This window comes from Pseudomonas sp. F3-2 (genome assembly GCF_038804275.1).
In the GTDB taxonomy this organism is placed as follows: Bacteria; Pseudomonadota; Gammaproteobacteria; order Pseudomonadales; family Pseudomonadaceae; genus Aquipseudomonas.
In genome coordinates this window covers 2090033-2113997 of record NZ_CP152388.1, presented here as the reverse complement: position 1 = coordinate 2113997, position 23965 = coordinate 2090033, and the positions used below count along the sequence as shown (strand labels likewise).

Here is a 23965-nt window from a genome sequence, read left to right as displayed (position 1 = left end):
GACCATGTCACAACCGGTCATTGCCGAAGACTGGCGAGGCGGTACAGCAATCTGCCGGGCGCCGTGACGCCGAAACGTTTTCTGTGCCGCGGCTTGCCTCTTCAACTGCTTCATCACGGGCTGATACGATCCAGTCCCGGCTTATCTCGAGGCATCATCATGGACAATAACCAGACTGAATTCGAAGGCTCCTGTCACTGCGGCGCCGTGCAGTTCCGGGTGACGCTCAGCGGGGGTCTGGCGACTGCGCGCCGTTGCGATTGCTCTTATTGCCGTATGCGAGGAGCGGTCGTCGTCACGGCGACTCAAGATAATTTTCGCCTCGTCGCGGGTGAGCACGCCCTCACGCTCTATCAATTCAATACCCACACCGCCAAGCACTATTTCTGCGGCACATGCGGGATTTACACGCATCACCGGCGGCGCTCCAATCCCGATCAGCTCGGCGTCAATGCAGCGTGCCTGGCCGGGGTCAGCCCTTTCGACTTTGCCGAAGTTCCAGTGAACGATGGCGTCAATCACCCTTCAGACAGAAAAGGAACAGCGGGTAATCCGATCTCTGGCGTGCTGCGATTTATTCCCTCCACGGATGCCTGAGCGCGCTGATCACCCAGGCGCGGCGGGAGAAATGGCGGGTTCGCCGGGGCGCTGCCCCACTCAGACTGTCCGATCAATGGCAGAATTGCCTCCACTGACTGTCTACGGAAATCCCCATGCTTCGCATCTTTGAACGATGGCTCGACCCTTTTCCGCCTGATGAGGTTCCGCCGCCCCCGGACGGGCTGGCACGGTTTCTCTGGGCCTGCACACGAGGGGCGCGGCGCTACATTCTCGCCCTTGCGCTGCTCAGCGCTGCAGTGTCGATCTACGAAGCGTGGCTGTTTTCCTTCCTCGGCCAGGTGGTCGATCTGCTCTCGGTCTGGAAGGCAGGCGGCGAAGCGGCCGGACAGGAAAGCCGCGTGTTGTGGGGCATCGGCATCGTGCTGATCACCAGCATCGGCCTGGTGGCGCTGCGCACGATGGTGCAGCACCAGGTGCTGGCTATCAATCTGCCCCTTCGTTTGCGCTGGGATTTTCATCGGCTGATGTTGCGACAAAGCCTGTCGTTCTTCTCCGATGAATTCTCCGGCCGGGTGACCACCAAAGTGATGCAGACCGCACTGGCGGTGCGCGAGGTGCTGTTCACCATTATCGAAATCGCGCCGGGGATCGGCGTGTACTTCATCGCGATCATTGCGCTGGCGGGTGGCTTCGCGCTGAAGCTCATGCTGCCGTTCATTGCCTGGATCGTGCTGTTCGGATTAGCCATGGGGTACTTCGTGCCGCGCCTGGGAAAGGTCGGACAGGAGCAAGCCCACGCACGGTCGTCGATGACCGGTCGCATCTCCGATGCCTACACCAACATCACCACGGTGAAACTGTTCTCCCACTCCAGACGGGAAGCGCATTTTGCGCGGGCCGCGATGGAGGATTTCAAACAGACCGGTTTTCGCCAGATGCGTCTGGTCAGCCAGTTCGAAATCGTCAATCAGGCGCTGGTGGTCGGGCTGATCATGGCGGCGGGCGGCTATGCACTGTGGTTGTGGCATCAGGACGAAGTGGGCACCGGTGCGGTGGCGGCGATCACGGCCATGGCGCTGCGTATCAACGGGATGTCGCACTGGATCATGTGGCAGATGACCTCGCTGTTCGAGAACATCGGCACCGTTCAGGATGGCATGGCAACGCTGACCAAAGGCCCCAAGGTGCAGGATGCCGCCGATGCCCGCGTTCTGGAGCCCGCAGGCGGCGCGGTGACCTTCGACAACGTGAGTTTCAACTACAACGGCGAGCGCCAGGTGCTCGACGGGCTGAGCCTGTCGATCCGGCCGGGTGAAAAAATCGGGCTGGTGGGTCGCTCGGGCGCCGGCAAGTCCACGCTGATCAATCTGCTGCTGCGCTTCTACGATGTGGACGGTGGCAGGATCAGCATCGACGGCCAGGACATTGCCAAGGTGACGCAGGACAGCCTGCGCAGCGCCATCGGCATGGTCACACAGGACACGTCCCTGCTGCACCGCTCGATCCGCGACAACATTGCCTACGGTCGCCCCGACGCCACCGATGCACAGATCCGCCGCGCCGCGGCCAACGCGCAGGCCGATGGCTTCATCAGTCAGCTCAGCGACCGCCAGGGGCATTCCGGCTACGACACGCTGGTAGGCGAGCGTGGAATCAAACTTTCCGGCGGCCAGCGTCAACGTGTCGCGATCGCCCGGGTGATGCTCAAGAACGCGCCGATCCTGTTGCTGGACGAAGCCACCAGCGCGCTGGATTCGGAGGTCGAAGTCGCCATTCAGGAAAGCCTCGACGAAATGATGCAGGGCAAGACCGTCATCGCCATCGCCCACCGGCTGTCGACCATCGCGGCGATGGACCGGCTCATCGTCATGGAGGACGGGCGCATCATCGAGCAAGGCACCCATGCCCAATTGCTCGGCAGGAACGGCACCTACGCACGGCTGTGGCAACACCAGAGCGGCGGCTTTCTGGGTGAAGATCAAGGCGTGGTCGAGGCGCAGGAGTAAACATATGTAACCGCCCACGCGCCAGCGCTTCAACCAGCGCTGGCAACAGGCTAAGCTAGCGACACTTTTCACGGTTCATCTGCACGGAAGTCTCATGCGCAGTCGTTTGTTCAGCCTTTTGTCCTGCCTGCTTCTGTCGGCCACCGCAGCCCAGTCCGTCCAAGCGGTCGATATCACCACCCAACGTCAATATTACGATCAAGCCAAACGCGCGCTGGCCAAGGGCGACGCCGGGCCGTATCGCACCTATGCCAGTGCGCTGGCCGATTACCCGCTTGAACCTTACCTGGCGTACGACGAACTCACCGCTCGCCTGAACAGCGCGAGCGATCAGGAAGTCGAGAAATTCCTCGCCGAACATGGCGATCTGCCTCAAGCCAATTTCATGAAGCTGCGCTGGTTGCGCCTGCTGGCATCACGAGGCGACTGGCAGCCGTTTGTCCAGTATTACGATCCCAAGCTCAATTTCGTCGAGCTCGACTGCCTGTATGGCCAGTATCAGCTGAGCCATAACCTGCGCTCGGAAGGCTACGCGAACGCCGAAAAAACCTGGATGACCGGCAAGACCTTGCCTCCGGCCTGCGATGCGTTTTTCACGCAGTGGGCGGTCGAAGGCCAGTTGACCGAACAGAAACGCTGGCAGCGCGCCAAGCTGGCGGCTCAGGCGCGCAACTATGCGCTGGCCAATCAGTTGGTCAACAGCATGACCACCCTCGCGGCGCAAGGTCGTCTGCTCATCGCCGTTGCGCAGAAGCCGGAAATGGTCAACAACCAGGGGCAGTTCATGCCCGCGGACGAGGCCATGTCCGATGTCGTCGGACTGGGCTTGCGGCGCCTCGCCAAACAGGACCCGCAACGGGCGATGGAGCTTCTGGACAGTTATTCGCCGATGCTGCATTTCTCCCACGAGGAGCAAGTCCAGATCGCCAAGGAAATCGGCCTGACGCTGGCTCGCAGCTATGACGGCCGTGCGCTGGAAGTGATGACCCGTTACGATCCGGACCTGCGCGACGACACCGTGACCGAGTGGCGCCTGCGCCTGCTGCTACGTCTGGGCCGCTGGAACGACGCCTACGAACTGACCCGCCGCCTGCCGCAGACGCTGGCGACGACCAACCGCTGGCGTTACTGGCAGGCGCGCTCGCTGGAGCTGGCGCAACCCAACAGCCCACTGCTGGCCAACCTGTACCGGACCGTTTCCAAGGAACGGGACTTCTACGGCTTCCTCGCCGCCGACCGCACCCAGACGCCGTACATGCTGAACAACAAGCCGCTGCCGCTGAGCCAGGCGACGATGAACAAGGTGCGCAACACACCGGGTGTGCAGCGTGCGCTGGAGTTCTACGAGCGTGGCGAGGTGGTGAACGGACGCCGCGAGTGGTATCACGTGACCCGCCGCTTCACCCGCGACGAGATGGTCGCCCAGGCGAAGCTGGCGTACGACATGCGCTGGTACTTCCCGGCGATCCGGACCATCAGCCAGGCGCAGTACTGGGACGATCTGGACATCCGCTTCCCGATGGCCCACCGCGACACACTGGTGCGCGAGGCACAGATCCGCGGGTTGCATTCCAGCTGGGTGTTCGCGATCACGCGTCAGGAAAGCGCTTTCATGGACGACGCACGCTCCGGCGTCGGCGCCAGCGGGTTGATGCAGTTGATGCCGGCGACCGCGAAGGAGACCGCACGCAAGTTCAGCATTCCGCTCGCCTCCCCCGCTCAGGTGCTGGATCCGGACAAGAACATTCAACTGGGTGCGGCGTATCTGAGTCAGGTCCACGCGCAGTTCAATGGCAACCGTGTGCTCGCGTCCGCCGCCTACAATGCCGGTCCAGGTCGCGTGCGGCAGTGGCTGCGCGGCGCAAATCATCTGGCGTTTGATGTGTGGGTCGAGAGCATTCCGTTCGATGAAACCCGCCAGTACGTCCAGAACGTGCTGTCTTATGCGGTGATCTACGGCCAGAAACTCAACGCCCCGCAGCCGCTGGTGGATTGGCACGAACGTTTTTTCGACGACCTGTAACCCATCCGGCCGCGCTGTTGAGCTCTCTTCAGCGCGGCCGCGACGCCGACCTTCCGCTCAGCGCCGCTCATTTCACTCGAGCACTTCAACCGGCATCCCGACCTCAATGACGCCCGGCCCGTCGTTGACCATGTTCTGGCCGAACCACACCTCGCCTTCCCGTTCACGATAGGTTTTCAGCGTGCTCAGCGGCTCGCGGTCTTCACTGCGCTGGCCGGTCGCCGGATCGATGGTGGTGAGGATGCAGCGCGAACAGGCCTTCAGCAGCCGGAACTCGAGGTCGCCGATGCGGATGCGTTTCCAGCCGTCCTCGGCAAATGCAGGCGCGCCTTCGACGACCAGATTAGGCCGGAAACGCAGCATCTCCTGAGGACGACCGATTTTCTGCGACAGATCGTCCAGCGAAGACTGGCCAATGAGCAGCAGTGGAAAACCGTCAGCGAAACCCACCCGGTCATCCACTGTGCCGTAGCCGGATGGCATGAAGCGGGCCCGCTCCTTGGGCACATGGACCATCCGGGTTGGCTTGCCGATAAACGCGCTGACCCAACGCGCCGCCTCATCGCCAGCGTCCGGCACGCGCAACGTGTCGCGCCAGACCGTCACCCCGCGCAGGTTGTCTTCAACGTTCAGCGGCACTGCGATCTGCACAGGCTCATGCCCGGGCGCCGAAAGGGTCACGCCGTCGTCGGCATGCCACAATACCGAAAGTTGTGACATGTGCGGCAAGGCGCGCTGGGTCAGGAACCGACCGCTGCTTTCATCCACCAGCATCCAGCGTCGATCCCCGGTCATGCCCAACTCGTCGAAGCTGGCCTGCTGAAGCGAGTCCGCCTTGCAGGATTTGAGGGGATACCGATACAGCGCGCTGAGATGAAGCATGTACGCGTCCTTTATGACAGTGTGAAAACGCCACACTTTATACGAGCGCGCCGGATTCGACGCGGTACAGATACAAAAAAGCCCCTCCATACAGCAAGGGGCTCAAACCTGTCAGACCGGGCTGGAACGTCAGTTGTCGAGCATCAGGCGCTCGCGCACGACATCGACCAGTTTGTCGGGCTGGAATTTGGAGAGGAAGTTGTCGCAGCCGACCTTCTTGACCATCGATTCGTTGAAGCTGCCCGACAGTGATGTGTGCAGCACGACGTACAGCCCGCGCAAACGCGGGTCGTGGCGAATCTCGGTGGTCAGGCGGTAGCCGTCCATCTCGGGCATTTCGGCGTCGGTGAAGACCATCAGCAATTTGTCGGTCATGACCTCGCCGGTGTCCGCCCAGCCTTTGAGCATGTTCAGCGCTTTGAGGCCATCACTGGCCACGTGCATCTTCACGCCGAGCTGGCCGAGGGTGTCACGCAGCTGCGAAAGCGCCACGTTGGAGTCGTCCACCAGCAGCACTTCACGGCCACGGGCACGCGCCAGCACCGGATCATCGAGCTTGTCGCGGGAAACCTTGGCGCTGTAAGGCACGATTTCGGCGAGGACCTTCTCCACGTCGATGATTTCCACCAATTGATCGTCGACCTTGCTGATGGCGGTCAGGTAATGCTGGCGGCCGGCGCTGGTCGGTGGTGGCAGGATCGCTTCCCAGTTCATGTTGACGATACGGTCAACGCCGCCGACCAGAAACGCCTGAACGGAACGGTTGTATTCGGTCACGATGATCGTGCTAGACGCGCCCGGCACCAGCGGGCGCATGCCGATGGCCTGAGACAGATCGATGACTGGCAGGGTCTGGCCACGCAGATTGACCACGCCACACACGAACGGATGACGTTGCGGCATCAGGGTCAGCTTGGGCAGTTGCAGGACTTCCTGAACCTTGAACACGTTGATCGCGAACAGTTGCCGGCCGGCCAGGCGAAACATGAGGATTTCCAGCCGGTTCTCACCCACCAGCTGTGTACGTTGGTCTACCGTGTCGAGAATGCCAGCCATCTGTTGCTCCTGGAGCAAGGGTTCAAGTAAGTCCGCCTACCTGTTATCGGCAGCGACGGTGCAGACCTTAATGTCGATATAATGCCGCTCGGCATTATTGATATCACATTAACATCATGCTTTACTGGCTGGCATCCGCAAAGCCCGAATATCGGCGTCATGATGGCTTTTTGCCGATGCGCTGCGCCGGACTCATCCATTCCCCTAGGGGTAATCCCTAACCACAATCAGGGCAAACCTGATATTCCCGGTTTCTATTAGCCATTATTGTGACGCCATTCTCATTGAATGAATGGAGTCAGGTACGTGGTCGTGTTCGCGCAATCTCCCGAATCCCCCGTAACCGCATCGAAGACGGACCGGATCGCCCAGACCATCGCGCGGGGCACTGCTGCACTCCTCCTTTCGAGCGCTCGCTCGGCTGTTCGCCTTCGCCAACAATCAGAAATGCCCTACAGACTTCCCGATGCCTTCAACATTAACTTTGGGCCACTCGCCCCACGCGACCTGATATCGCAATCCATCAAGAGTGATCTCACATGCTGAACGGCAATGAATGGCATCAGCTGCACGGTGATTTTCTCAGCGAAACGCAAATCCTCATGTGCCGCGCAGACGAGTGCCTCAGTCATCTGGAACTGATCAGCGACGACCGGGACGCCATCGAATGCCTGCTCACCACGCTGCAGCAACTTGCCGGCAAGGCAGACACTGCGGCCGTCGAGTCGGTCGCCGGCTTCGCCCGGCAGCTGCGCTATCTGCTGTATTTCGCCAGCGCCGCCGGACGCCTTCAGCCCAAGGCGCTGTTGTCGCTGCGCCAGTGCATCTCGCTGATGTCCTGGCAAATCGAACTCATCGATCCACTTGACGGCTCACTGCCGCTGGACGATGGCGAACAACGCGACTTGCTCGAGCAGTTCGGCTGCAACTGCGGCATCGGCAAACTCGACAGCGGGCATTCGATCACCGTCGAGTGGTCAGCGCCGATGACCGTCACGCCTACAGAACCCGCCCTGAGCGAACGCCTGGACCGCTCCACCACACTCTGACGCAACGGCCGGCATCGCCCTGCATCGTGTGAAGCCTCAGGCCAGAGCGCACATGCGCCGGCACGGCGCCTGTTCAACGCAAGCAAACCACCGCACGCTCGCGCGGCATTCCCGCGACTTTCAGACGCCTGCCAACTTGCCCACGGCAAACTGAAGTTCGCCTCGAGCAAGTATGGCGATAACAAGTCTGCAACAGATCGACGGCAAACTTGTGGCACTATCGTTCCAGTTATAAATCCTGACTGACCAGACAAATATCTCCTTGATCTTATTCACACTTAACGCTTAATCGACGCGTTATTTAAGGTAAGATTGCCGACCGCGGATACACGCGCGGAAGTTTGCGACAACATTAATCTGGTTGAAAACCGATCTCGGGATTTTGGACACATGTAACAAGTGGGCGGACTCGCGTCCCTCGCTCGACCACCTTAAGTGACCTGACAATGACTGTTCAGGTATCCGCTATAACTATCCGATGGCTTCATCCGCTATGCATGGCAGCAGCAACCTCTTCAAGTTCCAGCGCATGAACTCGAACAGCGCGTTTCGATGGGCCGCACTTTTATGCCTGGCGACGACCGTCGGTAATACCCTCGTATATCTGTTCAATGGCGGCCTGCCCCTGCTATTGACGGTGCTCAACGTCGCCGCATTCTTGAGCATCTGCTACGCCATGACTCGACCGGATCAGACCATCCAGTTCCAGCCCCAGGAACTGGCCGACCACATGTTGCAGGTGCAGGAGACCGAGCGTCATCGCCTGAGTCGCGAACTGCATGACGACATCGGGCAGATGCTGACTGCCGCCAAATTGCAAAGCGACTGGCTGCAACGCCGCGCGCCGCAAGAGCTTCAGCCCCACTGCGACATGCTCAACAGCATCCTGGACGAAACCCTGGCGAAGGTCCGCGACGTTTCGGCGATCCTCAATCCCCGTCAGCTGACCAGCCTGGGACTGGAGGCCAGCCTGCGCGCGCACCTGTTGCGCACGCTCGCCGATACGCAGGTGCTGTGGAGCCTGGAATGCCACCAGCGACTGGCGGGCATCCCCGAGGAAATGGCCGTGGCGGCCTTTCGCATCACTCAGGAAGCGGTGACCAACATGCTCCGCCACGCGCAGGCAAAGAACCTGCTCGTTCGCCTGCAGCGCCAGCCGGAAGGCCTGGCCCTGAGCATTTCCGACGACGGCGCAGGTTTTTCGCCTGCTCAGGATCCTGCTCAGCAAGGTCAGCGCGGCATGGCGGGCATGGCCGAGCGCGCCAGTCTGCTGGGCGGCGAGCTGACCGTCGACAGCGCGCCCGGCAAAGGCACTCACATTCACGCGCTGTTCCCCTGGGCCCCGCGAGCCCGCGGACGCGCTGACATAAGTAAGCACCCATGATCTGCAATCTTCTTCTTGTCGATGACCACGCCCTGATCCGTGCCGGCATTCGTGCGCTGGTTTCGGACATCCCCGGCTATCAGGTCATCGGCGAAGCCTGCGACGGCAATCAGCTGCTGGAAATGACCCTGGCGCTGAAGCCGGACATCATTCTGCTCGACATCTCCATGAAGGACAGCAACGGTCTGGATGCACTCGAGCGGTTGCATCACGCCCTGCCCGACAGCAAGGTGCTGATCCTGTCGATGCACACCGAGCCGCAGATGATCATGCGGGCGCTGGAAGGCGGCGCACATGGCTATCTGCTCAAGGACGCGACCGCGACGGAGATCGAGCAGGCGCTGGAGGCATTGCGCAATGACGAGCGCTACCTGAGCCCGGCCATCGCGCACACGGTGATCAACCAAGCGCTGGTCAGCGCGCAGTCGAGCAAGGTCGAAGCGGTCGAGAACCACAACCTTACAGCTCGCCAGCTGGAAATCCTGCGCCTGATCGTGCGAGGCAAGTCCACCCGGGAGATCGCCAACGGCCTGACCTTGAGCGTGAAGACCGTCGAAACCCACCGCTCGCAGATCATGAAACGCCTGCAGATCTATGACGTGGCGGGTCTGGTGCTGTTCTGCGTGCGCGAGCAGATCATCAGTCTGGACGATTGAACCCCATCACGCGCCGCGAGCGAAACGCACGCCACTGACTGCGCCCCACCCCGGACCGACCTGCGGCACAGCCGGTGGGGCGTCTTGCATCAACCCAGGCGCTTTGCCTGCCCGAGCAGCGGCGAATGCGCGGGTAAATGGATGCGCAGCGCACCGGGTCGGGCTTCGAAACGCAGTTGCTCGCCGCTGAGGGGTTCGCCGTCCAGATTGATGTCCAGTCCCTGCGACGACTTGAGTTCGACCCAAGGCAGGCGGGCGCGAATGAACAGATTGTCGATGCCCAGGCCCCCTTCGAGCAGACTCTTGAGCGTGCCGACGATTTCCTGCGGCGCCGGCAGGATGCTGATGTCCAGCAGGCCGTCGTCGGCCAGCGCGTTCGGGCACAGCGGATGCCCGCCTCCGGCCTGTCGACCATTGCCGATGCCCAGCGCCAGCAGATCGCCCTGCCAATGGAAGTCCGGGCCGCTCAACTCGCCGTATGCGGCTTTCAACTCGCTGAAACGCGTCAGACCGGTGAACAGATACGCCGCACCGCCCAGCACTTTCTTGAGGTCTTCGGAGGTGTTCGCCGTGACCTGGCTGCCGAAGCCGCCGGTGGCCATGTTGAGGAACAGGTTGCCATCGACCGCGCCCATATCGACGGTACGTGCCGGGACGTCCAGCAGGTCGAGCGCGCGCTCGATCTCCAGCGGGACGCCGGCCGAACGCGCGAAATCATTGGCGGTCCCCAGCGGCAAGATGACCAGGCTGGCATCCGACTCCGCCAGTGCAAGCGCTTCGGCGACGTCACGCAAGGTGCCGTCACCCCCGCCTGCGATGATCTGCCGATGGCCCGCTGCCAGCGCCTCCTTGACCAGCCGCTGCGCGTCGCCCCCTTCCCAGGTGAGCCGCACGTCCAGCGTCCAGCCATGTTTGCGCTTGCGCTCCACGGCGTTGCGCACGTCTTCGTTGAGCGCCTGTTTGCCGTGAAGAATCAATAAAGCCCTGCGCTCCGTCATATGTCCTTCCTTATCATCGTGCGATTCGTTTGCGTGAGATGTTGACCTCAGGCAGTACAGAAAAAGCCCCGATCATTATTTTTTTTTACCGATGACGAGAATCCGACCAAAACCCCGCAGCCACGGGATGCCTGCGTCGTAGGTCGCATGGCCTGCGGACTGTTTACAGCGGCTCGATCTGCCTTTTTGAATCCGGCCCGATGACATCGCCAGTTTCATCGGCTTTACTAATGATGGCACTCATTTGAGGGAATCTCTTAACTGCGTTTGGGAGTAGTCCTACAATGATCGGGAAAAAATAGGATTTTTCCTCGCTTGTGGGATTGAAATACAGTGGGATAGAGTGCTTAATCGACAATTAATTGGCTTATTTCGCCGCAGTCCGCAAAAGAGTCATTATATTGACTTTTCCGAGTGCGATTGCCAATCGGGTAGGCCCGTCATGGATTCATGGAACGAAGATGTGAGGACGTTTTATGCGGCTGCACCCGGTTGACAGTCTGTTGCTCACCCGCACCAGTCTGGTTGAATATTTCCTGTTCGCTGTACGGCTGGTTCACGGTCTGACGTCCATTCTTCCAGGCATCCTGATCCTCGCGTATTGGCAGGCTGACGCCTCCGCCGCCCCCGAAAGCTATTTGATGGTGCAGATCTTTTTCGGCATCGTCTGCGTCCTGATGTTTCAGGCACTCGGGGTGTATTCCGAATCGATCTTCAGCAACCGCACACGCTTCAAGATGATCCTGTTCGTGTGGTCGTCGGCTTTCTGCGTCTTGCTGTTCATGCACAAGGCGCTGGACCTGTTCGACTACATCAGCCAGGAACAACTGATGGTCTGGTTCGTCGTCAGTCTGGCGATGTTCTGCGCCGAACGGCTCTTGCTGCTGCTGATTTTCAAACGCCTGATGGCCCGCGGGTTCTTCCTGCAGAACGCCGTGATTCTTGGCGCCACCGAGAACGGCCAGCGCCTGGCCGAGTACCTGCTGGAGAATCAGGACATCCGTTCCGGCGTGTGGGGTTTCATCGATGACCGCATCGGTCGGCTGCCCAAGACCGTGGCCAACCTGCCGATGCTGGGCAACACCCGCGATCTGGAAACCCTGATCCGCGAGGAGAAGGTCACTCAGGTGCTGGTGGCCCTGCCCTGGACCGCCGAGAACCGCATGGATTACATCATCCGCGAGCTGCGACGCCTGCCGGTCAACGTTCTGCTGGTGCCCGACATGGTCGCGTTCCGGCACGCCCATAACCGCATCACCGAAGTCGCCAGCCTGCCGATGTTCAACGCATCGGACGTGCCGTTGCGGGGCTGGTCGCCGCTGTTCAAACGCATTGAAGACATGGTGCTGTCGACGCTTGCGATCGTGTTGCTGTCGCCGTTCATGGCGCTGATCGCCCTTGCCATCAAACTCGATTCACGCGGGCCGGTGCTGTTCTGGCAGAAACGCTACGGCTACAACAACCGCTTGATCACGGTCTGCAAGTTCCGCTCGATGCACACCCACCAGGCCGATGCGACTGCCGAGAAACAGACCGTCAAGAACGATGTCAGGGTCACCCGGGTCGGGCGATTCATCCGCAAGACCAGCCTGGATGAGTTGCCGCAACTGTTCAACGTGTTCGCGGGCAGCATGTCCATGGTGGGGCCGCGCCCACACGCCACGGCCACCAAGGCCGCCGGCATTTTGTTCGAACAAGCTGTCAAGGAGTACACCTCGCGTCATCGGGTCAAGCCAGGCATTACCGGCCTTGCCCAGATCAACGGCTATCGTGGTGAGACAGACACTGTGGAGAAGATCGAAAAGCGCGTCGAGTTCGATCTTGAATACATCGAAAACTGGTCCGTCTGGTTCGATCTATACATCCTTTTGCGCACTGTTCCTGCAGTGCTTTTCTCCCGCGAGGCTTACTGATGGGCACCCTTATTCCCTGCATCATCGCCGGCGGCGCCGGCACCCGGCTCTGGCCGGTATCGCGCGAAGCCATGCCTAAACCGTTCATGCGTCTGCCCGATGGCGAAAGTCTGCTGCAGAAGACTTTCAATCGCGCCAGCACGCTGGACGGCGTTCACAACCTGCTGACGGTGACCAATCGGGAAGTGTATTTCCGCACCGTCGACGATTACCGGCTGCTGAACAAGAACAAGATCCAGCTGGATTTCCTGCTGGAACCGTTCGGCCGTAACACCGCCCCGGCCATTGCCGCAGCGGCGCTGCACGTCCAGGCTCGCCAGGGTGATGACGCGCAGTTGCTGATTCTGCCGGCCGATCATCTGATCAACGACGTGGCCGCTTTCGGCAAAGCCGTTAAAGATGCGCAGAAGCTGGCCGATGAAGGCTGGTTGGTGACATTCGGTCTGATCCCGACGCGCGCGGAAACCGGTTTCGGTTACATCGAAAAAGGTCAGGCGCTCAGCGACAAGGCCTATCAGGTAGCGCGCTTCGTCGAGAAACCCGACGCATCGACTGCGCAGGAATACATCGACGGCGGCCTGCATTTGTGGAACGCCGGCATGTTCTGCATGCGCGTCGACGTGCTGCTGCGTGAGCTGGAAACCCATGCGCCGGACGTGCTCGCCGCAGTGCGGACCTGCCTGTCCCAGTGCAGCAGCAAAGAAGGCAGCAACGAGCTGCAACTGGAACTGGACAGCGAGACGTTCGCCAAGGCGCCGGATATTTCCATCGACTACGCCCTGATGGAGCGCTCGCAGAAGGTCGCCGTGGTGCCGTGCGAACTGGGCTGGAGCGACATCGGCTCGTGGCAGGCGATTCGCGAACTGGCGCCGGCCGATGCGAACGGCAACCAGTGCAACGGCCAGGTCGTGCTGCACGACGTGACCAACTGCTACATCGATTCCAAGAAGCGTCTGGTGGGCGCCGTCGGGCTGGACAACCTGATCATCATCGACACGCCGGACGCGCTGCTGATCGCCGACGCCGAACGCAGTCAGGAAGTCAAAGTGATCGCTCAGGAGCTCAAGCGCCAGGGTCATCCGGCGTACCTGTTGCACAACACGGTGACTCGCCCCTGGGGCACGTACACCGTTCTGGAAGAAGGCAAGCGCTTCAAGATCAAGCGCATCGTGGTCAAGCCGCAGGCGTCGCTGTCGCTGCAAATGCATCACCACCGCAGCGAACACTGGATCGTGGTCAGCGGCATGGCTCGTGTCACCAACGGCGAGCGCGAATTCATGCTGGACACCAACGAGTCAACGTTCATCAAGCCGGGGCACACGCACCGTCTGGTCAATCCGGGGGTGATTGATCTGGTGATGATCGAGGTTCAAAGCGGCGAGTACCTTGGCGAAGACGACATCGTGCGCTTCACTGATGTTTATGGCCGAGTACCCGCTGCCAAGGTCTGACAACTGTCCGGCCCCTGAAAACGGCCGCGCGCAGCGGCTGATTCGCCCTGCCCCTTCAGAGATGGCGGGGCCAACGAAGACCAGACTCTGCACCGTTACACCGTTAACATTGGACTTGGCAGTATCGCCGACATGATTGTTTTACCCGCAAGGGAGCCGTATTCATGCATGACAGGAGTTCCGGACCAATGAAAAACACGCTGCTGCTGGCCAGCGTCTTGCTGTTGTGCGCGTGCAATACGCCCGCACGGATCGGCTTGCCCGACTCGCCTGAAATCAAGGCGGCACAGGACGCAGGGCTGGCGCTGGCAGGCAAACCGCTGCCACCGGAACGCATTCATGCAGGCGACACGCTGCGAATTGTGCGCAACACAGGCGAAGCGCCGTCGATTTCCGCGTTCACGGCCAACTCGATCTACGAATTGACCCTCTTCCCGGTGCTCAACGACGGGACCTTTTCCTACCCCTACATTGGCTCGGTCAAAGCGGCCGGCCTGACCGTTCCGCAACTGACCCAGGTGCTGGAAGATAAGCTGGCGCCGGTGTACCGGGAAACCGCGCTGACCATCAACATCAGCCAGGCGCCCAGCAACACGGTGTTCGTCGGCGGCGCGGTGCGCAATCCGAGCAACCTGTCGGTGGCCGTGGTCACCAACCTCGAGCAAGCGCTGGTCGGTGCCGGCGGCATCAACCCGGACGCCGACGCACGCCTGGTGGCGCTGTTGCGTCAGGGCGACGATGGCCTCTACAAAACCTATTTCTTCGATTACAGCAAGTTGCTGTATGCCGGCAGCGGCGGGCCTCGGGCGCCCGTGCTGCTACAGCGTGGTGACGTCGTGTTCGTTCCCAAATCTACGGTCGGCAACAAGATCGACGGCGTGAATCTGTACTTCAACCAGCTGATTCCGTTCTCCAAATCGCTGGGCTTCGGCGTGAATTACAACTTGCGCGACAACAATTAATCGGAAGGGACTACCGACATGATAAGCATCCGCTCATTCCGCGATCTCTTGCGCCTGTTTTTCATCTTCCGGCGCGAAGTGCAGATTACCGTGGTGGCGACCTTCGCGATCATCGTGCTGGGGGCTTTCCTGCTACCCAACCGCTATGAATCCACGGCATTGCTGCTGGTCAAGCCTGGCCGCGACACCAGCACCCTGCCGATCGAGTATGCCGACCGTCCGTCCATCGTCATGCCCAGTGCCTTGCGCGATCCGCTGCTGGACGAAGAACGCATGCTGACCGGCCGGCCTATCACCCGGCTGGTGGCACAGCAGTACATGGAGGCGCTGTCCAACGCGCCGAAGCCGACCGGTTTCATGGCGTCGGTCAAAGGCGTCATTCGCGCCACGGTCAGTGGCGTGGTCGAGTTCATCCGCGGCTCGCTGGAGCTGATCGGTCTGGTGGAAAAGCGCACGCCTGAAGAGCGTCTGGCCGAGGATCTGGAGAAGAATTTCAAGGTCAGTCACGACCCGGGTTCCTCGGTCATGGAGCTGACGTTCACCTGGAACGACCCGGAAGTCGCGCAGATCGTGCTGAAGAACTGGGTCGAGCAATACGAGAACGAGCGCACCCGCACCCTCGGCCGGGTCAGCCTTTATGCGTTTTACGAGCAGGAGGTCAAGGACACGCAGGCCAACATTCTGTCGCACAAGCAGCAGATTCAGGCGCTGCTCGATCAGGTGGGCAGCACCAGCATCAACCAGCGACTGGCCGACACCGCGCAAGGCTTGAACGACCTGCGCACCGAGCGCAACAACACGGCGCGCTCGATTGCCTCGACCAAGGCCGGGATCGACAAGATCCAGCAGCAAATCAACCAGCAGACGCGACTCATCAGTTCGGGCAAGGAAATGGCCCTCAATCCGAGTCGTCAGGATCTGGAAAACCGCATCAACAGCAAAGAAGTCGAGCGTCAGGAACTGCTGCGTTCGTTCAAGGAAAGCGCGCCACCGGTGCAGGCCCTGGACAACGAAATCAAGAACCTGAAACAGCTCTGGAGCAGCCAGAACCCGACCGTGCAGCGCACCGAAAACATTGCGCCTAACCCGCTGTTCACCCGACTGCAGAATATCCTCAACGACCAGCAGGCCAGCTACACCCGCCTGCTGATTCAACTGCAGCAACTGGACGCTCAGCTGGCCCAGCTGGAAAAGGATCGTCAACAGGCGCTGTCCCTGGAACCGCAGATTTCGCGCTTGCAGAACGAGCTGGACGCCGAGGAGAAAAACTACGTTCTCTACACCGACAGCCTGGAAAAAGCGCGCATCGACCGTGAACTGGACAAGAGCCGCATCAGCAACATCGCGATCATTGAACAGGCCACGCTCAATCCGAGCCGGGTCTTCCCCAAAAGCCTGCTGATGCTCCTGCTGGCGGTGCCGCTGAGCCTCGGCGTCGGCATGCTGGCGCTGTACCTGTTCTATCTGCTGGACCAGCGCATCCACGACGGCGACAAGATCGAGGCGCAGTTCGGCGTGCCGCTGTGGAGCAGTCTGCAGGACCTGGAAACCGTTCAGCCTCATCGCACCAGCGCGTTCACTGCCAGCCTGTATCGGTTGTACAGCGTGCTGCCGCTCAAACAGGTGGCCGAACGCGGGCTGAGCATCGGTCTGACCTCGGCGCATTCCGGCGAAGGCGTGACGTTTGTCGTCGAGCATCTGCGCAAGCTGCTCGAGGACCACGGCCACACGGTCCGGGTCGGTGACGGCAGGCCCGCCGAGCCGGGCGAAATCCAGCTGATCGACGCCTCCGCGTTCTTCGTCAATCAGCAGGCGTTCGTGCACCTGCGCGACGCCGACCTGATCGTGCTGGTGGTGCAGGCCGAAACCTCCACCGTGCCAAAACTGCAGAACGCCCTGGCCACGCTGACCACCGCCTTCAAGCGGGTTGACGGGATCATCCTCAACCGTCGTCGCTTCGAAATTCCCGAGCGGGTCCTGAATTGGCTCTCGCGCGTGCGGAGCCCTCACTGATATGCAGATTGCTCTCCTCGCGCCACTGCCGCCGGAGCAGAATGGCATCGCTGACTACGCAGGCCACCTCAAGCGTGCGCTGGAAGAACTGGGCGTACGTGTGCGAACGCCCTTGCAGGGCATCGGCAACGATCCGATCGCTGCCCGCCAGCGTGTGGCCGACGCCGACTGGCAAGGCATCGATCTGGTGCATGCAGAAATCGGCGGCGGGCGTCTGGCCGAGTTTCACGCGCTCCGAGCGCTGCGCGAGCGGTTTCCGCGACTGCCGCTGACGGCAACGGTGCACGACCCCGAACGTCTGGTCTGGCGTCGACACAAGCTGCCGTGGCCCTTGTCGATGGCAGCGTCGTTGCGCTCGCCCCTGCCGGAGATCGCAACAGTGCTCGCCGACCCGCTGTGCCTGCACGAGGAACGGCAACTGGCGCGCCAGATGACCCGTCTGGTGACACTGACCGAGGCGGGCAATCGTTGCCTGCAACAGCGCATGGGCTTGCGTCAGGAACAGATGGCCGTGATCGCTCACGGCAACCTGCCGATCCCGCCGATGCCCCTGCCCGCCCTGCAACCGCTGAAGCTGCTCTATTTCGGTTTCATTTACCGCGGCAAAGGCATCGAAGATTTGCTCGATGCGCTGGCCCGCCTGCTCGCCGACGCACCTGAACTGCGCACCCGCGTGCGCCTGACGCTGGCCGGCGGCAGCGAGCCGGAAATGGCCTTCGGCCCCTCCGGCAGTTATCTGGAGCAATTGCGTCAGCGCATTCGCGAGCTGGGCCTGAACGACTTGATCAACTGGCATCTGGACCTGCCCGCGTCTGACATTCCCCACGTGATTCAGGCTCATCACGTGATGGTTCTGCCGTATCGCGAGTCGAGCAAACTGAAGATTCTCGGCACGTTGCGCGGCACCAGCGGCGCGTTGTCCTGGGCGACCGCCTGCGGCCGCGGCGTGATCACTTCCGATGCCCGTTCGTTCGCCGAGGAAGTCTCCCACGGCAACGGTGAGATCTATCCGCAAGGCAATGTTCAGGCCTTGACCGACGCCCTGGCGCGGCTCTGCGAGCAACCGCAGAAGGCCGAAGCATGGGCCGAACAGGCACAGATACTGGGACGCCAAAGGGTCTGGAGTCAGACCGCCGAACGTTTTCACTCACTGTTCCAGCATGCATGCGAGGTGCGCTGATGAAGGGCAAGACGCTGTTGGCCATGACTTTACTCAGCGCGATGGGCCTGAGCAGTGCCGCCTGGTCGGCAACGCTGCTCAAGGCACCGAGGTCGGTGACCTGGCGGGATTTCCTCGGGGTTAACGTGCAGTTTCATTACTTCGAGCCGCAGGCCTACCAGAAGCAGATGACGCGTCTGGATGCGCTGGGTCTGGGCTGGATTCGCTGGACATTGCACTGGCCCATCCTGGAACCGGCGCAGGGCCAATACAACCTCGCCGCGCTGGATGCGGCGATGCAGACCGCCAGCGCTCACCATTACGACACCGTCGCCTACCTGGTGGGTTCGGCGGCATTCGACAGCACCGCGCCGCAAGGCGCCAGCAACACCGATCAATACCCGCCGCGCGACAACAGCATCTTCGCTCAGCGCATGACGGCACTGGCTCAGCGCTATCCGCAGGTCAGCCATTGGCAGGTGTGGAACGAGCCCAACATCATCTGGCTGCCGCAGGCTGATCCGGTCGCCTATTACAAGCTGCTGACCACCACCGCCGACGCCATCCGCAGCGCGCTGCCGGGCAAGCCGATCGTCACCGCCGGGGTGGCCTATTACGGGCAGATGCGCGGCTCGACCGGCTACATGCTGCAATCGATGGTCGATCAGGGTCTGGCGAGCAAGGACATCGTCGCCGCCTATCACCCGTATTCCGAATACCCGGAAGGCGACTCGATTCCCGACCGGGACTTTCTGGTGCGCGCCAACGCGATGAACAAGAGCCTGCATGACGCGGGCGTGAAACAGGTCTGGGCCACCGAGTGGGGCTGGTCGAGCTACAGCGGCCCGGTGGAAATGCAGCGTATCATTGGCGTCAACGGCCAGGCCGACTACACCCTGCGTCGTCTGGCCTTGATGAGCGCGCTGGATTATCAGCGCATCTTCCTGTTCAACCTCAGCGACCTGGACGAACGCGCCAGCCCCAGAGACCGCGGCTACGGCCTGGTCGACCTGAACGGCGAGCCGAAACCGGTGTACACCGCGCTGCAGAATTTCCTCAAGGTGACCGGCCCGAGCCTGCAACCCGCCGACCCGCCGCCTGCCTCTTCGGTGCCCGATGACCTGTACGCCATTGCCTGGAATCGTCCGGACGGCTCGCACTTGCTGATGGCCTGGAGCGCCAGCGGTGCGCAGATGAAGTTTCCCAGTATCAAGAGCGCCACGCTGTATGACCCGCTGACCGGCAACCAGCGCGAGCTGACCGGCGCGCAAGGCGTGGACGTGGCGTTGACCCCTACCCTGCAAATTCTGGTGTGGAAGCCGTAGCCATGCGCATCCTCTGGACATTGCCCTATCTGCCATGGCCGACCACGAGCGGCGGCAAGACCCGGCAGTTTCACCTGCTGCGCAACCTCGCCGCGCGCGGGCACCGGATCACCTTGCTGGTGCAGTCCAAAACCGAACTGGACGATGACACCCGGGCGGCCCTGGAACCGTGGCTGGAGCGGCTGATCGTCATCCCGCGACGTTCGCTGCGCAGCCTGCGTACCTTGCTGGCGGTGGCCTTCGCACGACCGCCGATGCTCGCCACGGTCAACGGTTTCGCGCCGCAACTGCAGCAGCAGTTCGAGGCGCTGCTGCGCGAGGAATGGGACGTCATCCAGATCGAACATAGCTACAGTTTCCAGCCGTTCGAAGCGCCGCTCAAACGGGCCGGCAAGCCTTTCATCATGACCGAACACAACGTCGAATCGGGGCTGGGTGCCGCCAGTTATCACCACTTCCCGGAATGGGCGCGACCGTTTACCCGGTTCGATCAATGGCGCTATCGGCAATGGGAAGCGCGTGTGTTCGGCCAGACCCGCGAGCTGATCGCGGTCACCGAAGAAGACGCCAAGGGCCTGGCGCGCCTGACCTCGCGGGCCACCGCCGTGGTGGTCAACGGCGTGGACTGCGACTACTACGCGCAGGTCGTTCCGGATCGCTACAGCCGTCGGCTGCTGTTCATCGGCAATTACGAATACGGGCCGAATCTGGATGCCATGGAATGGGCGCTGGAGCACATCATGCCCAAGGTCTGGCACCTGGACCCGATGGTGCGCCTGACCATCGGCGGCTACGCCCTCCCCGACCACTGGCGCGAGCGCTGGGCCGATCCGCGCATCGACTGGCTGGGGTTCGTCCCGGACTTGCGCACGGTGCAGAGAGAAGCGGCGATTTTCTTCGCGCCCCTGCGTGAAGGCGGAGGCTCCAAACTCAAGGTGCTCGAAGCCATGGCCGCGGGCCTGGCCGTGGTAACCACCGAACAAGGCAGCTCAGGACTGAACGTGGTCAACGGCACGCATTACCTGGGCTGCGGAGACGCCAACGGTCTGGCGAAACTGCTCGCCGAGGCCATCGAACAGCCTCATCTGCTGACCGCCATCGGCGAGGCGGGCCGCGCCTACGTGCGCGAGCACCACGACTGGTCCGTGTCGGCGGCACAGCTGGAAGGCATCTATTCCCGGGTTCACCGTCAGGAGGAAACCCACGCATGCGTGTAGGACTGGACTATCGCCCCGCCACGGGCTTTCCCAACAGCGGCATCGGCCGTCAGAACATTGCGCTGGAAGAAGCGTTTCGCGCAGCGCCGGACGTGCAATTGCAGCTGTTCAGCGTGGCGCCGCAGGATCATCCGGTGCGCCGCATCGCCCACTGCCCGCGCCGGCTCACGCCCCTGAACGGAATCCATCGGCTGCCCGAACGGCTGCGGTTCGAGGCGCAGTTTCTGCCCCAGGCCCTGCGCGACGCGGAGGTCGAGGTGTACCTGGCCAATCTCAACATGGGCCTGCCGATCGGTCGCAAGCCGCCGGGACTGCGTTACATCCTGCAGCTTCATGACCTGTTCCAGCTGACCATGACCAACGCCCATGGCTCGAAGCTCAAGGCGATGATTTATCGCCAGACCGACAACCTCTCGATCAGGTATTCCGTGCGGATGGCCGACCGGATCTGGACGCCGTCGCAGTTCACCGCCGATGAAACCGTGCGCCTGTTTCCGCAGGCGCGGGACAAAGTGCGCGTGCTGCCCAACCTGGTCGAAGGGTTCAGCAGTGAGCCCGCCGAACTCGACTCGCCGTTGCCCGAGCGTTACTGGCTGTGCGTCGGCACCCGCGAGCCGCGCAAGAACATTCCGTGGTTCGTCGAGGCCTGGCAGATCGCGCGTCGGCAATTCCCGAAAACCCCCGATCTGGTGCTGGTGGGCGGCAGCGAAGGACTGAGCAGCGCTCAGCGCGAAACGCCGGGGCTGCACATCGTCAGCGGCATCAGCGACGGTCAGTTGCATCACGTCTATCGGCAAGCCGAACGGCTCTGGCACCCCTCGTACGGCGAAGGCTTCGGCCTGCCGGTTATCGAAGCCTTGGGCGTGGGCACGCCGGTGGCTGTGGCGAGCGGTTCATCGCTGGATGAAGTCACCCCGCCCGACAGCCCGCGCTTCTCGCCCCAGGATCTGCCAGCGCTGGTGCGCCTGATGGGCGTGCTCTCGACGGCCGAGCGCGAGGAGCCCACGCCGCTGCAAGCCTGGGCGCAGCGGTACGGCGTCGACGCGTACCGCCAGCGTTTCAACGAGTTGCTGGAGGAGCTGCGCTGATGCCACTGGCGATGCCCGTAGGCGCGATCATTGCGGTGCTGTTCGGTCTGCTGGTCTGGCTGCTGCCGGCGCTGAAAGTGACGGCCGCGCTGATCGGCGTCGCGGGCTTGCTGGCGGTCATTCGCCGGCCGTTGCGCGGCTTGCTGCTGTTCGGCGTGCTGGCGACCTTTCTGCCTTACGCTACGGTGCAGATCGGTATCCGCACCACGGTGTCCGAAGCGTTGCTGATGCTGGTATGGGCCAGCCTGATGGCGCATCGGGTCTTCGCGTTGTACAACCGCCCGCTGATCCTGCTGCGCACCGAGCGCTGGATGCTTGCGCTGATGCTGTTCAGCGCGCTGCCGTTCGTGGTCGGTCAATTGACCGTCAACGCCGAGGGCAACGGGCCGATCAACTGGGTGCGCTGGCTGTTCAACCTGTCGCCGCTGTTTCTGGTGCCGCGCCTGCTGGCCGACGAAAAACCCCGTGAGCAAATGACCGTGGCGCTGTTGCTGGGGACGTTGGCGTTGCTGCTGCTGTCGATTCCGGTGTACCTGAAGAACGGCAATTCCACGGCGATCATCTCGATCATCGGCAGTCTGGGTTACAGCAATCTGGACAGCCTCAACGAAGGCCTGGCCGGCTTTTCGACGCGGATGTCGACGCCCTGGACGCACCCGAACATTTCCGGCGGCGCAATGGCCATGTTGCTGCCGCTGGCGTTCTGCATCGCCGTCACTCGCCAAGGCCTGGTGCGTTTGCTCGGCATCGCCGTGGCGGTGCTGGCGCTGGCCGGTCTGTTGTTCACGGGCTCGCGCGGGGCGCTGGTAAGCCTGGTGCTGGTGATGTGCTGGATGGCGCGCAAGCGCGTGCCGTATGTGGGGCGAATGTTGATGGCCGGCGTGTTCGTCGGTGCCCTGCTGCTGATGTTTTATCCGCCGCTGCAGGATCGTCTGCTCGGACTGTTTACAAGCCACGACGCCAGTACTGCCGTGCGGTTCGACGAGTACTCACACTTCCCGGACGCGATGAAAATGTTCCCGTTGGGCATCGGCTTCAAGGTCGACCCGCCCGTTCCGGGCACCGGCCTGTGGGGCATTTCCAACCTGTGGCTGAACTACATCTACAAACTGGGCCTGCCGGGCATGCTGTTGTTCGTTGCCGTGACAGTCAGTTGGTGGAAAGAAGCGCGCCTGCCGCGCAATATCGTCATCCTCAACCGCGACACCGCGCTGTGGCTGGGTGCTCGAACCGGCGTGATGGCCGCGCTGCTGAGCGGCTTCTTTGACCACTATTTCAGTTTTACCACCGTGCTGATTGCGCTGTTCTGGCTGCTGCTGGGACTCAGTCTGCATGAAGCCCGGCGCCTGCGATTGAAGGCGCAGGTCACGACTTTGGATTCGGGGGAACGAACATGAAACACCGCATGATGCACTCGCACAATCTGCGGCAGGCGCTGCCTGAATATGCACGCAAAATGGGGGTCAGCACCGAGGAGCTGGAGAGCGCGTACGACTGGATGCTGGCGAACGAGGTGTGCTTCGAAACCCAGATCAAAGACAAGACACTGTGCTTCATCAGTTACCTGAACATCGAGCCGCGCATCGAGCAGCCGCTGGCCCGGCGCTTCTACCGGCTGCTGGCCAACGAGACGCCCGGCGCGCTGATTCCCCTGTACGGCATCAATTGGCCGACGCTGCGCGACCGCATGCTGCGCACCTGGGAGCAAGCCTACAACATCCTCATCTGCAAGATTCCGAGCCATACCCTGAGGCTGTTCTGGCTGCGCATGGGCGGCGCGAAGATCGGCAAGGGTTCCTCGGTGTGGCGAAACACGGAAGTGCTCGGCGTCGACGGGCTGACCATCGGCGACGACAGTACCGTCGGCTGGCATTGCCAGCTGGACGCACGCGGCGGGCTGATCATCGGCGATCACGTGACCATCGCCTCGCATGTACTGATCATTGCCGGTGGACACGATCTCAGGGCGCCGGAATTCTGGGCCGTGGGCGGACCGATCTACATTCACGACTACGCCTGGATTGCCAGCCGCGCCCTGCTCTCCTTCGGCGCTGACATTGGCGAAGGCGCCGTGGTCGGCGGCGGTTCGGTGGTTTCAAAACCGGTGCCGCCTTACGCCATCGTCGGCGGACCGAACGCCGAGATCAAGGGCGAACGGGTTCGCGGCCTCAACTACAAAGTGGGCGGCAAAGGCCTGTTCACTTTGTTCCACTGAGGCGGCT

The 23965-nt window shown here is 61.8% G+C and carries 19 protein-coding genes; 16 read left to right on the top strand and 3 right to left on the bottom strand.

The annotated features are described in order from the left end of the window. Positions 1–159 precede the first annotated feature (159 nt). The 3 genes from AAGQ88_RS09665 to AAGQ88_RS09655 all read left to right on the top strand — a co-directional run bounded on the left by AAGQ88_RS09665 (position 160) and on the right by AAGQ88_RS09655 (position 4590). A complete protein-coding gene (locus AAGQ88_RS09665; RefSeq protein WP_342655131.1) occupies positions 160–597 on the top strand; it encodes a GFA family protein in 438 nt (145 codons plus the stop codon). 116 nt (positions 598–713) lie between these two features. Then, entirely contained in the window at positions 714–2567 is a 1854-nt protein-coding gene (locus tag AAGQ88_RS09660) for an ABC transporter ATP-binding protein (RefSeq protein ID WP_342655130.1), read from the top strand. Positions 2568–2661: 94 nt separating this feature from the next. Then, positions 2662–4590 (top strand): transglycosylase SLT domain-containing protein, encoded by a 1929-nt coding sequence (locus AAGQ88_RS09655; RefSeq protein ID WP_342655129.1) that lies wholly within the window; start codon positions 2662–2664, stop codon positions 4588–4590. Between the two features lie 72 nt (positions 4591–4662). Here the strand turns inward: AAGQ88_RS09655 and AAGQ88_RS09650 are convergent, their stop codons facing one another. Together AAGQ88_RS09650 and AAGQ88_RS09645 are read right to left on the bottom strand one after the other, a co-directional pair. Further along, positions 4663–5472, bottom strand: a complete 810-nt coding sequence (locus AAGQ88_RS09650) for an MOSC domain-containing protein (RefSeq protein WP_342655128.1) — start codon at positions 5470–5472, stop codon at positions 4663–4665. 129 nt (positions 5473–5601) lie between these two features. Next, the gene (locus tag AAGQ88_RS09645; protein ID WP_093467569.1) at positions 5602–6528 is read right to left on the bottom strand and encodes a chemotaxis protein CheV; all 927 of its coding nucleotides are present in this window, start codon (positions 6526–6528) and stop codon (positions 5602–5604) included. Positions 6529–7067: 539 nt separating this feature from the next. On the opposite strand from AAGQ88_RS09645, the gene AAGQ88_RS09640 reads away from it, so the two are divergent. The 3 genes from AAGQ88_RS09640 to AAGQ88_RS09630 all read left to right on the top strand — a co-directional run bounded on the left by AAGQ88_RS09640 (position 7068) and on the right by AAGQ88_RS09630 (position 9617). Continuing rightward, the gene (locus AAGQ88_RS09640) at positions 7068–7577 is read left to right on the top strand and encodes a hypothetical protein (RefSeq protein ID WP_285423363.1); all 510 of its coding nucleotides are present in this window, start codon (positions 7068–7070) and stop codon (positions 7575–7577) included. A 529-nt stretch (positions 7578–8106) separates the two neighbouring features. Then, positions 8107–8961, top strand: coding sequence for a sensor histidine kinase (locus AAGQ88_RS09635; RefSeq protein WP_285423362.1), 855 nt, complete (start codon positions 8107–8109; stop codon positions 8959–8961). After that, positions 8958–9617, top strand: coding sequence for a response regulator transcription factor (locus AAGQ88_RS09630; RefSeq protein ID WP_285423361.1), 660 nt, complete (start codon positions 8958–8960; stop codon positions 9615–9617). Before AAGQ88_RS09635 ends, AAGQ88_RS09630 begins: the two co-directional genes overlap by 4 nt. Before the next feature lie 89 nt (positions 9618–9706). On the opposite strand, the gene yegS is transcribed toward AAGQ88_RS09630, so the two are convergent. Then, positions 9707–10615 carry a lipid kinase YegS gene (yegS, locus tag AAGQ88_RS09625; protein ID WP_342655127.1) on the bottom strand — a complete coding sequence of 303 codons (909 nt, stop codon included), beginning with the start codon at positions 10613–10615 and terminating at the stop codon, positions 9707–9709. Positions 10616–11091: 476 nt separating this feature from the next. Between yegS and AAGQ88_RS09620 the strand changes: the two genes are divergently transcribed. From AAGQ88_RS09620 to AAGQ88_RS09575, 10 genes are all read left to right on the top strand, one after another. Then, positions 11092–12528 carry an undecaprenyl-phosphate glucose phosphotransferase gene (locus AAGQ88_RS09620; RefSeq protein ID WP_285423359.1) on the top strand — a complete coding sequence of 479 codons (1437 nt, stop codon included), beginning with the start codon at positions 11092–11094 and terminating at the stop codon, positions 12526–12528. Beyond that, a complete protein-coding gene (locus tag AAGQ88_RS09615; RefSeq protein ID WP_342655126.1) occupies positions 12528–13979 on the top strand; it encodes a mannose-1-phosphate guanylyltransferase/mannose-6-phosphate isomerase in 1452 nt (483 codons plus the stop codon). The genes AAGQ88_RS09620 and AAGQ88_RS09615 overlap by 1 nt, the downstream gene beginning before the upstream one ends. A 188-nt stretch (positions 13980–14167) precedes the next feature. Continuing rightward, positions 14168–14941: a polysaccharide biosynthesis/export family protein gene (locus AAGQ88_RS09610; protein WP_093467550.1), complete on the top strand. Its 774-nt coding sequence runs from the start codon at positions 14168–14170 to the stop codon at positions 14939–14941. A gap of 18 nt (positions 14942–14959) precedes the next feature. After that, positions 14960–16954 carry a GumC family protein gene (locus AAGQ88_RS09605; RefSeq protein WP_342655125.1) on the top strand — a complete coding sequence of 665 codons (1995 nt, stop codon included), beginning with the start codon at positions 14960–14962 and terminating at the stop codon, positions 16952–16954. 1 nt (position 16955) lies between these two features. Beyond that, entirely contained in the window at positions 16956–18134 is a 1179-nt protein-coding gene (locus AAGQ88_RS09600) for a glycosyltransferase (RefSeq protein WP_342655124.1), read from the top strand. Further along, positions 18134–19438, top strand: a complete 1305-nt coding sequence (locus AAGQ88_RS09595; RefSeq protein WP_342655123.1) for a beta-xylosidase — start codon at positions 18134–18136, stop codon at positions 19436–19438. Before AAGQ88_RS09600 ends, AAGQ88_RS09595 begins: the two co-directional genes overlap by 1 nt. A gap of 2 nt (positions 19439–19440) precedes the next feature. Continuing rightward, entirely contained in the window at positions 19441–20655 is a 1215-nt protein-coding gene (locus tag AAGQ88_RS09590) for a glycosyltransferase family 4 protein (protein ID WP_342655122.1), read from the top strand. After that, entirely contained in the window at positions 20646–21743 is a 1098-nt protein-coding gene (locus AAGQ88_RS09585) for a glycosyltransferase family 1 protein (protein ID WP_342655121.1), read from the top strand. Before AAGQ88_RS09590 ends, AAGQ88_RS09585 begins: the two co-directional genes overlap by 10 nt. Beyond that, positions 21743–23140, top strand: coding sequence for an O-antigen ligase family protein (locus AAGQ88_RS09580; protein WP_342655120.1), 1398 nt, complete (start codon positions 21743–21745; stop codon positions 23138–23140). The genes AAGQ88_RS09585 and AAGQ88_RS09580 overlap by 1 nt, the downstream gene beginning before the upstream one ends. Beyond that, positions 23137–23958: an acyltransferase gene (locus AAGQ88_RS09575; protein WP_093467528.1), complete on the top strand. Its 822-nt coding sequence runs from the start codon at positions 23137–23139 to the stop codon at positions 23956–23958. The genes AAGQ88_RS09580 and AAGQ88_RS09575 overlap by 4 nt, the downstream gene beginning before the upstream one ends. Positions 23959–23965 lie beyond the last annotated feature (7 nt).

Excerpts from the sequence above, each read along its gene's own strand:
- AAGQ88_RS09605 (WP_342655125.1), top strand. The coding sequence starts at position 14,960 with ATGATAAGCATCCGCTCATTCCGCGATCTCTTGCGCCTGTTTTTCATC.
- AAGQ88_RS09595 (WP_342655123.1), top strand. The coding sequence starts at position 18,134 with ATGAAGGGCAAGACGCTGTTGGCCATGACTTTACTCAGCGCGATGGGC.
- AAGQ88_RS09640 (WP_285423363.1), top strand. The coding sequence starts at position 7,068 with ATGCTGAACGGCAATGAATGGCATCAGCTGCACGGTGATTTTCTCAGC.
- AAGQ88_RS09635 (WP_285423362.1), top strand. The coding sequence starts at position 8,107 with ATGAACTCGAACAGCGCGTTTCGATGGGCCGCACTTTTATGCCTGGCG.
- AAGQ88_RS09620 (WP_285423359.1), top strand. The coding sequence starts at position 11,092 with ATGCGGCTGCACCCGGTTGACAGTCTGTTGCTCACCCGCACCAGTCTG.
- AAGQ88_RS09645 (WP_093467569.1), bottom strand. The coding sequence starts at position 6,528 with ATGGCTGGCATTCTCGACACGGTAGACCAACGTACACAGCTGGTGGGT.
- AAGQ88_RS09600 (WP_342655124.1), top strand. The coding sequence starts at position 16,956 with ATGCAGATTGCTCTCCTCGCGCCACTGCCGCCGGAGCAGAATGGCATC.
- AAGQ88_RS09610 (WP_093467550.1), top strand. The coding sequence starts at position 14,168 with ATGAAAAACACGCTGCTGCTGGCCAGCGTCTTGCTGTTGTGCGCGTGC.
- AAGQ88_RS09615 (WP_342655126.1), top strand. The coding sequence starts at position 12,528 with ATGGGCACCCTTATTCCCTGCATCATCGCCGGCGGCGCCGGCACCCGG.
- AAGQ88_RS09575 (WP_093467528.1), top strand. The coding sequence starts at position 23,137 with ATGAAACACCGCATGATGCACTCGCACAATCTGCGGCAGGCGCTGCCT.
- AAGQ88_RS09580 (WP_342655120.1), top strand. The coding sequence starts at position 21,743 with ATGCCACTGGCGATGCCCGTAGGCGCGATCATTGCGGTGCTGTTCGGT.
- AAGQ88_RS09660 (WP_342655130.1), top strand. The coding sequence starts at position 714 with ATGCTTCGCATCTTTGAACGATGGCTCGACCCTTTTCCGCCTGATGAG.
- AAGQ88_RS09585 (WP_342655121.1), top strand. The coding sequence starts at position 20,646 with ATGCGTGTAGGACTGGACTATCGCCCCGCCACGGGCTTTCCCAACAGC.
- AAGQ88_RS09590 (WP_342655122.1), top strand. The coding sequence starts at position 19,441 with ATGCGCATCCTCTGGACATTGCCCTATCTGCCATGGCCGACCACGAGC.
- AAGQ88_RS09665 (WP_342655131.1), top strand. The coding sequence starts at position 160 with ATGGACAATAACCAGACTGAATTCGAAGGCTCCTGTCACTGCGGCGCC.
- AAGQ88_RS09655 (WP_342655129.1), top strand. The coding sequence starts at position 2,662 with ATGCGCAGTCGTTTGTTCAGCCTTTTGTCCTGCCTGCTTCTGTCGGCC.
- AAGQ88_RS09630 (WP_285423361.1), top strand. The coding sequence starts at position 8,958 with ATGATCTGCAATCTTCTTCTTGTCGATGACCACGCCCTGATCCGTGCC.
- AAGQ88_RS09650 (WP_342655128.1), bottom strand. The coding sequence starts at position 5,472 with ATGCTTCATCTCAGCGCGCTGTATCGGTATCCCCTCAAATCCTGCAAG.
- yegS (WP_342655127.1), bottom strand. The coding sequence starts at position 10,615 with ATGACGGAGCGCAGGGCTTTATTGATTCTTCACGGCAAACAGGCGCTC.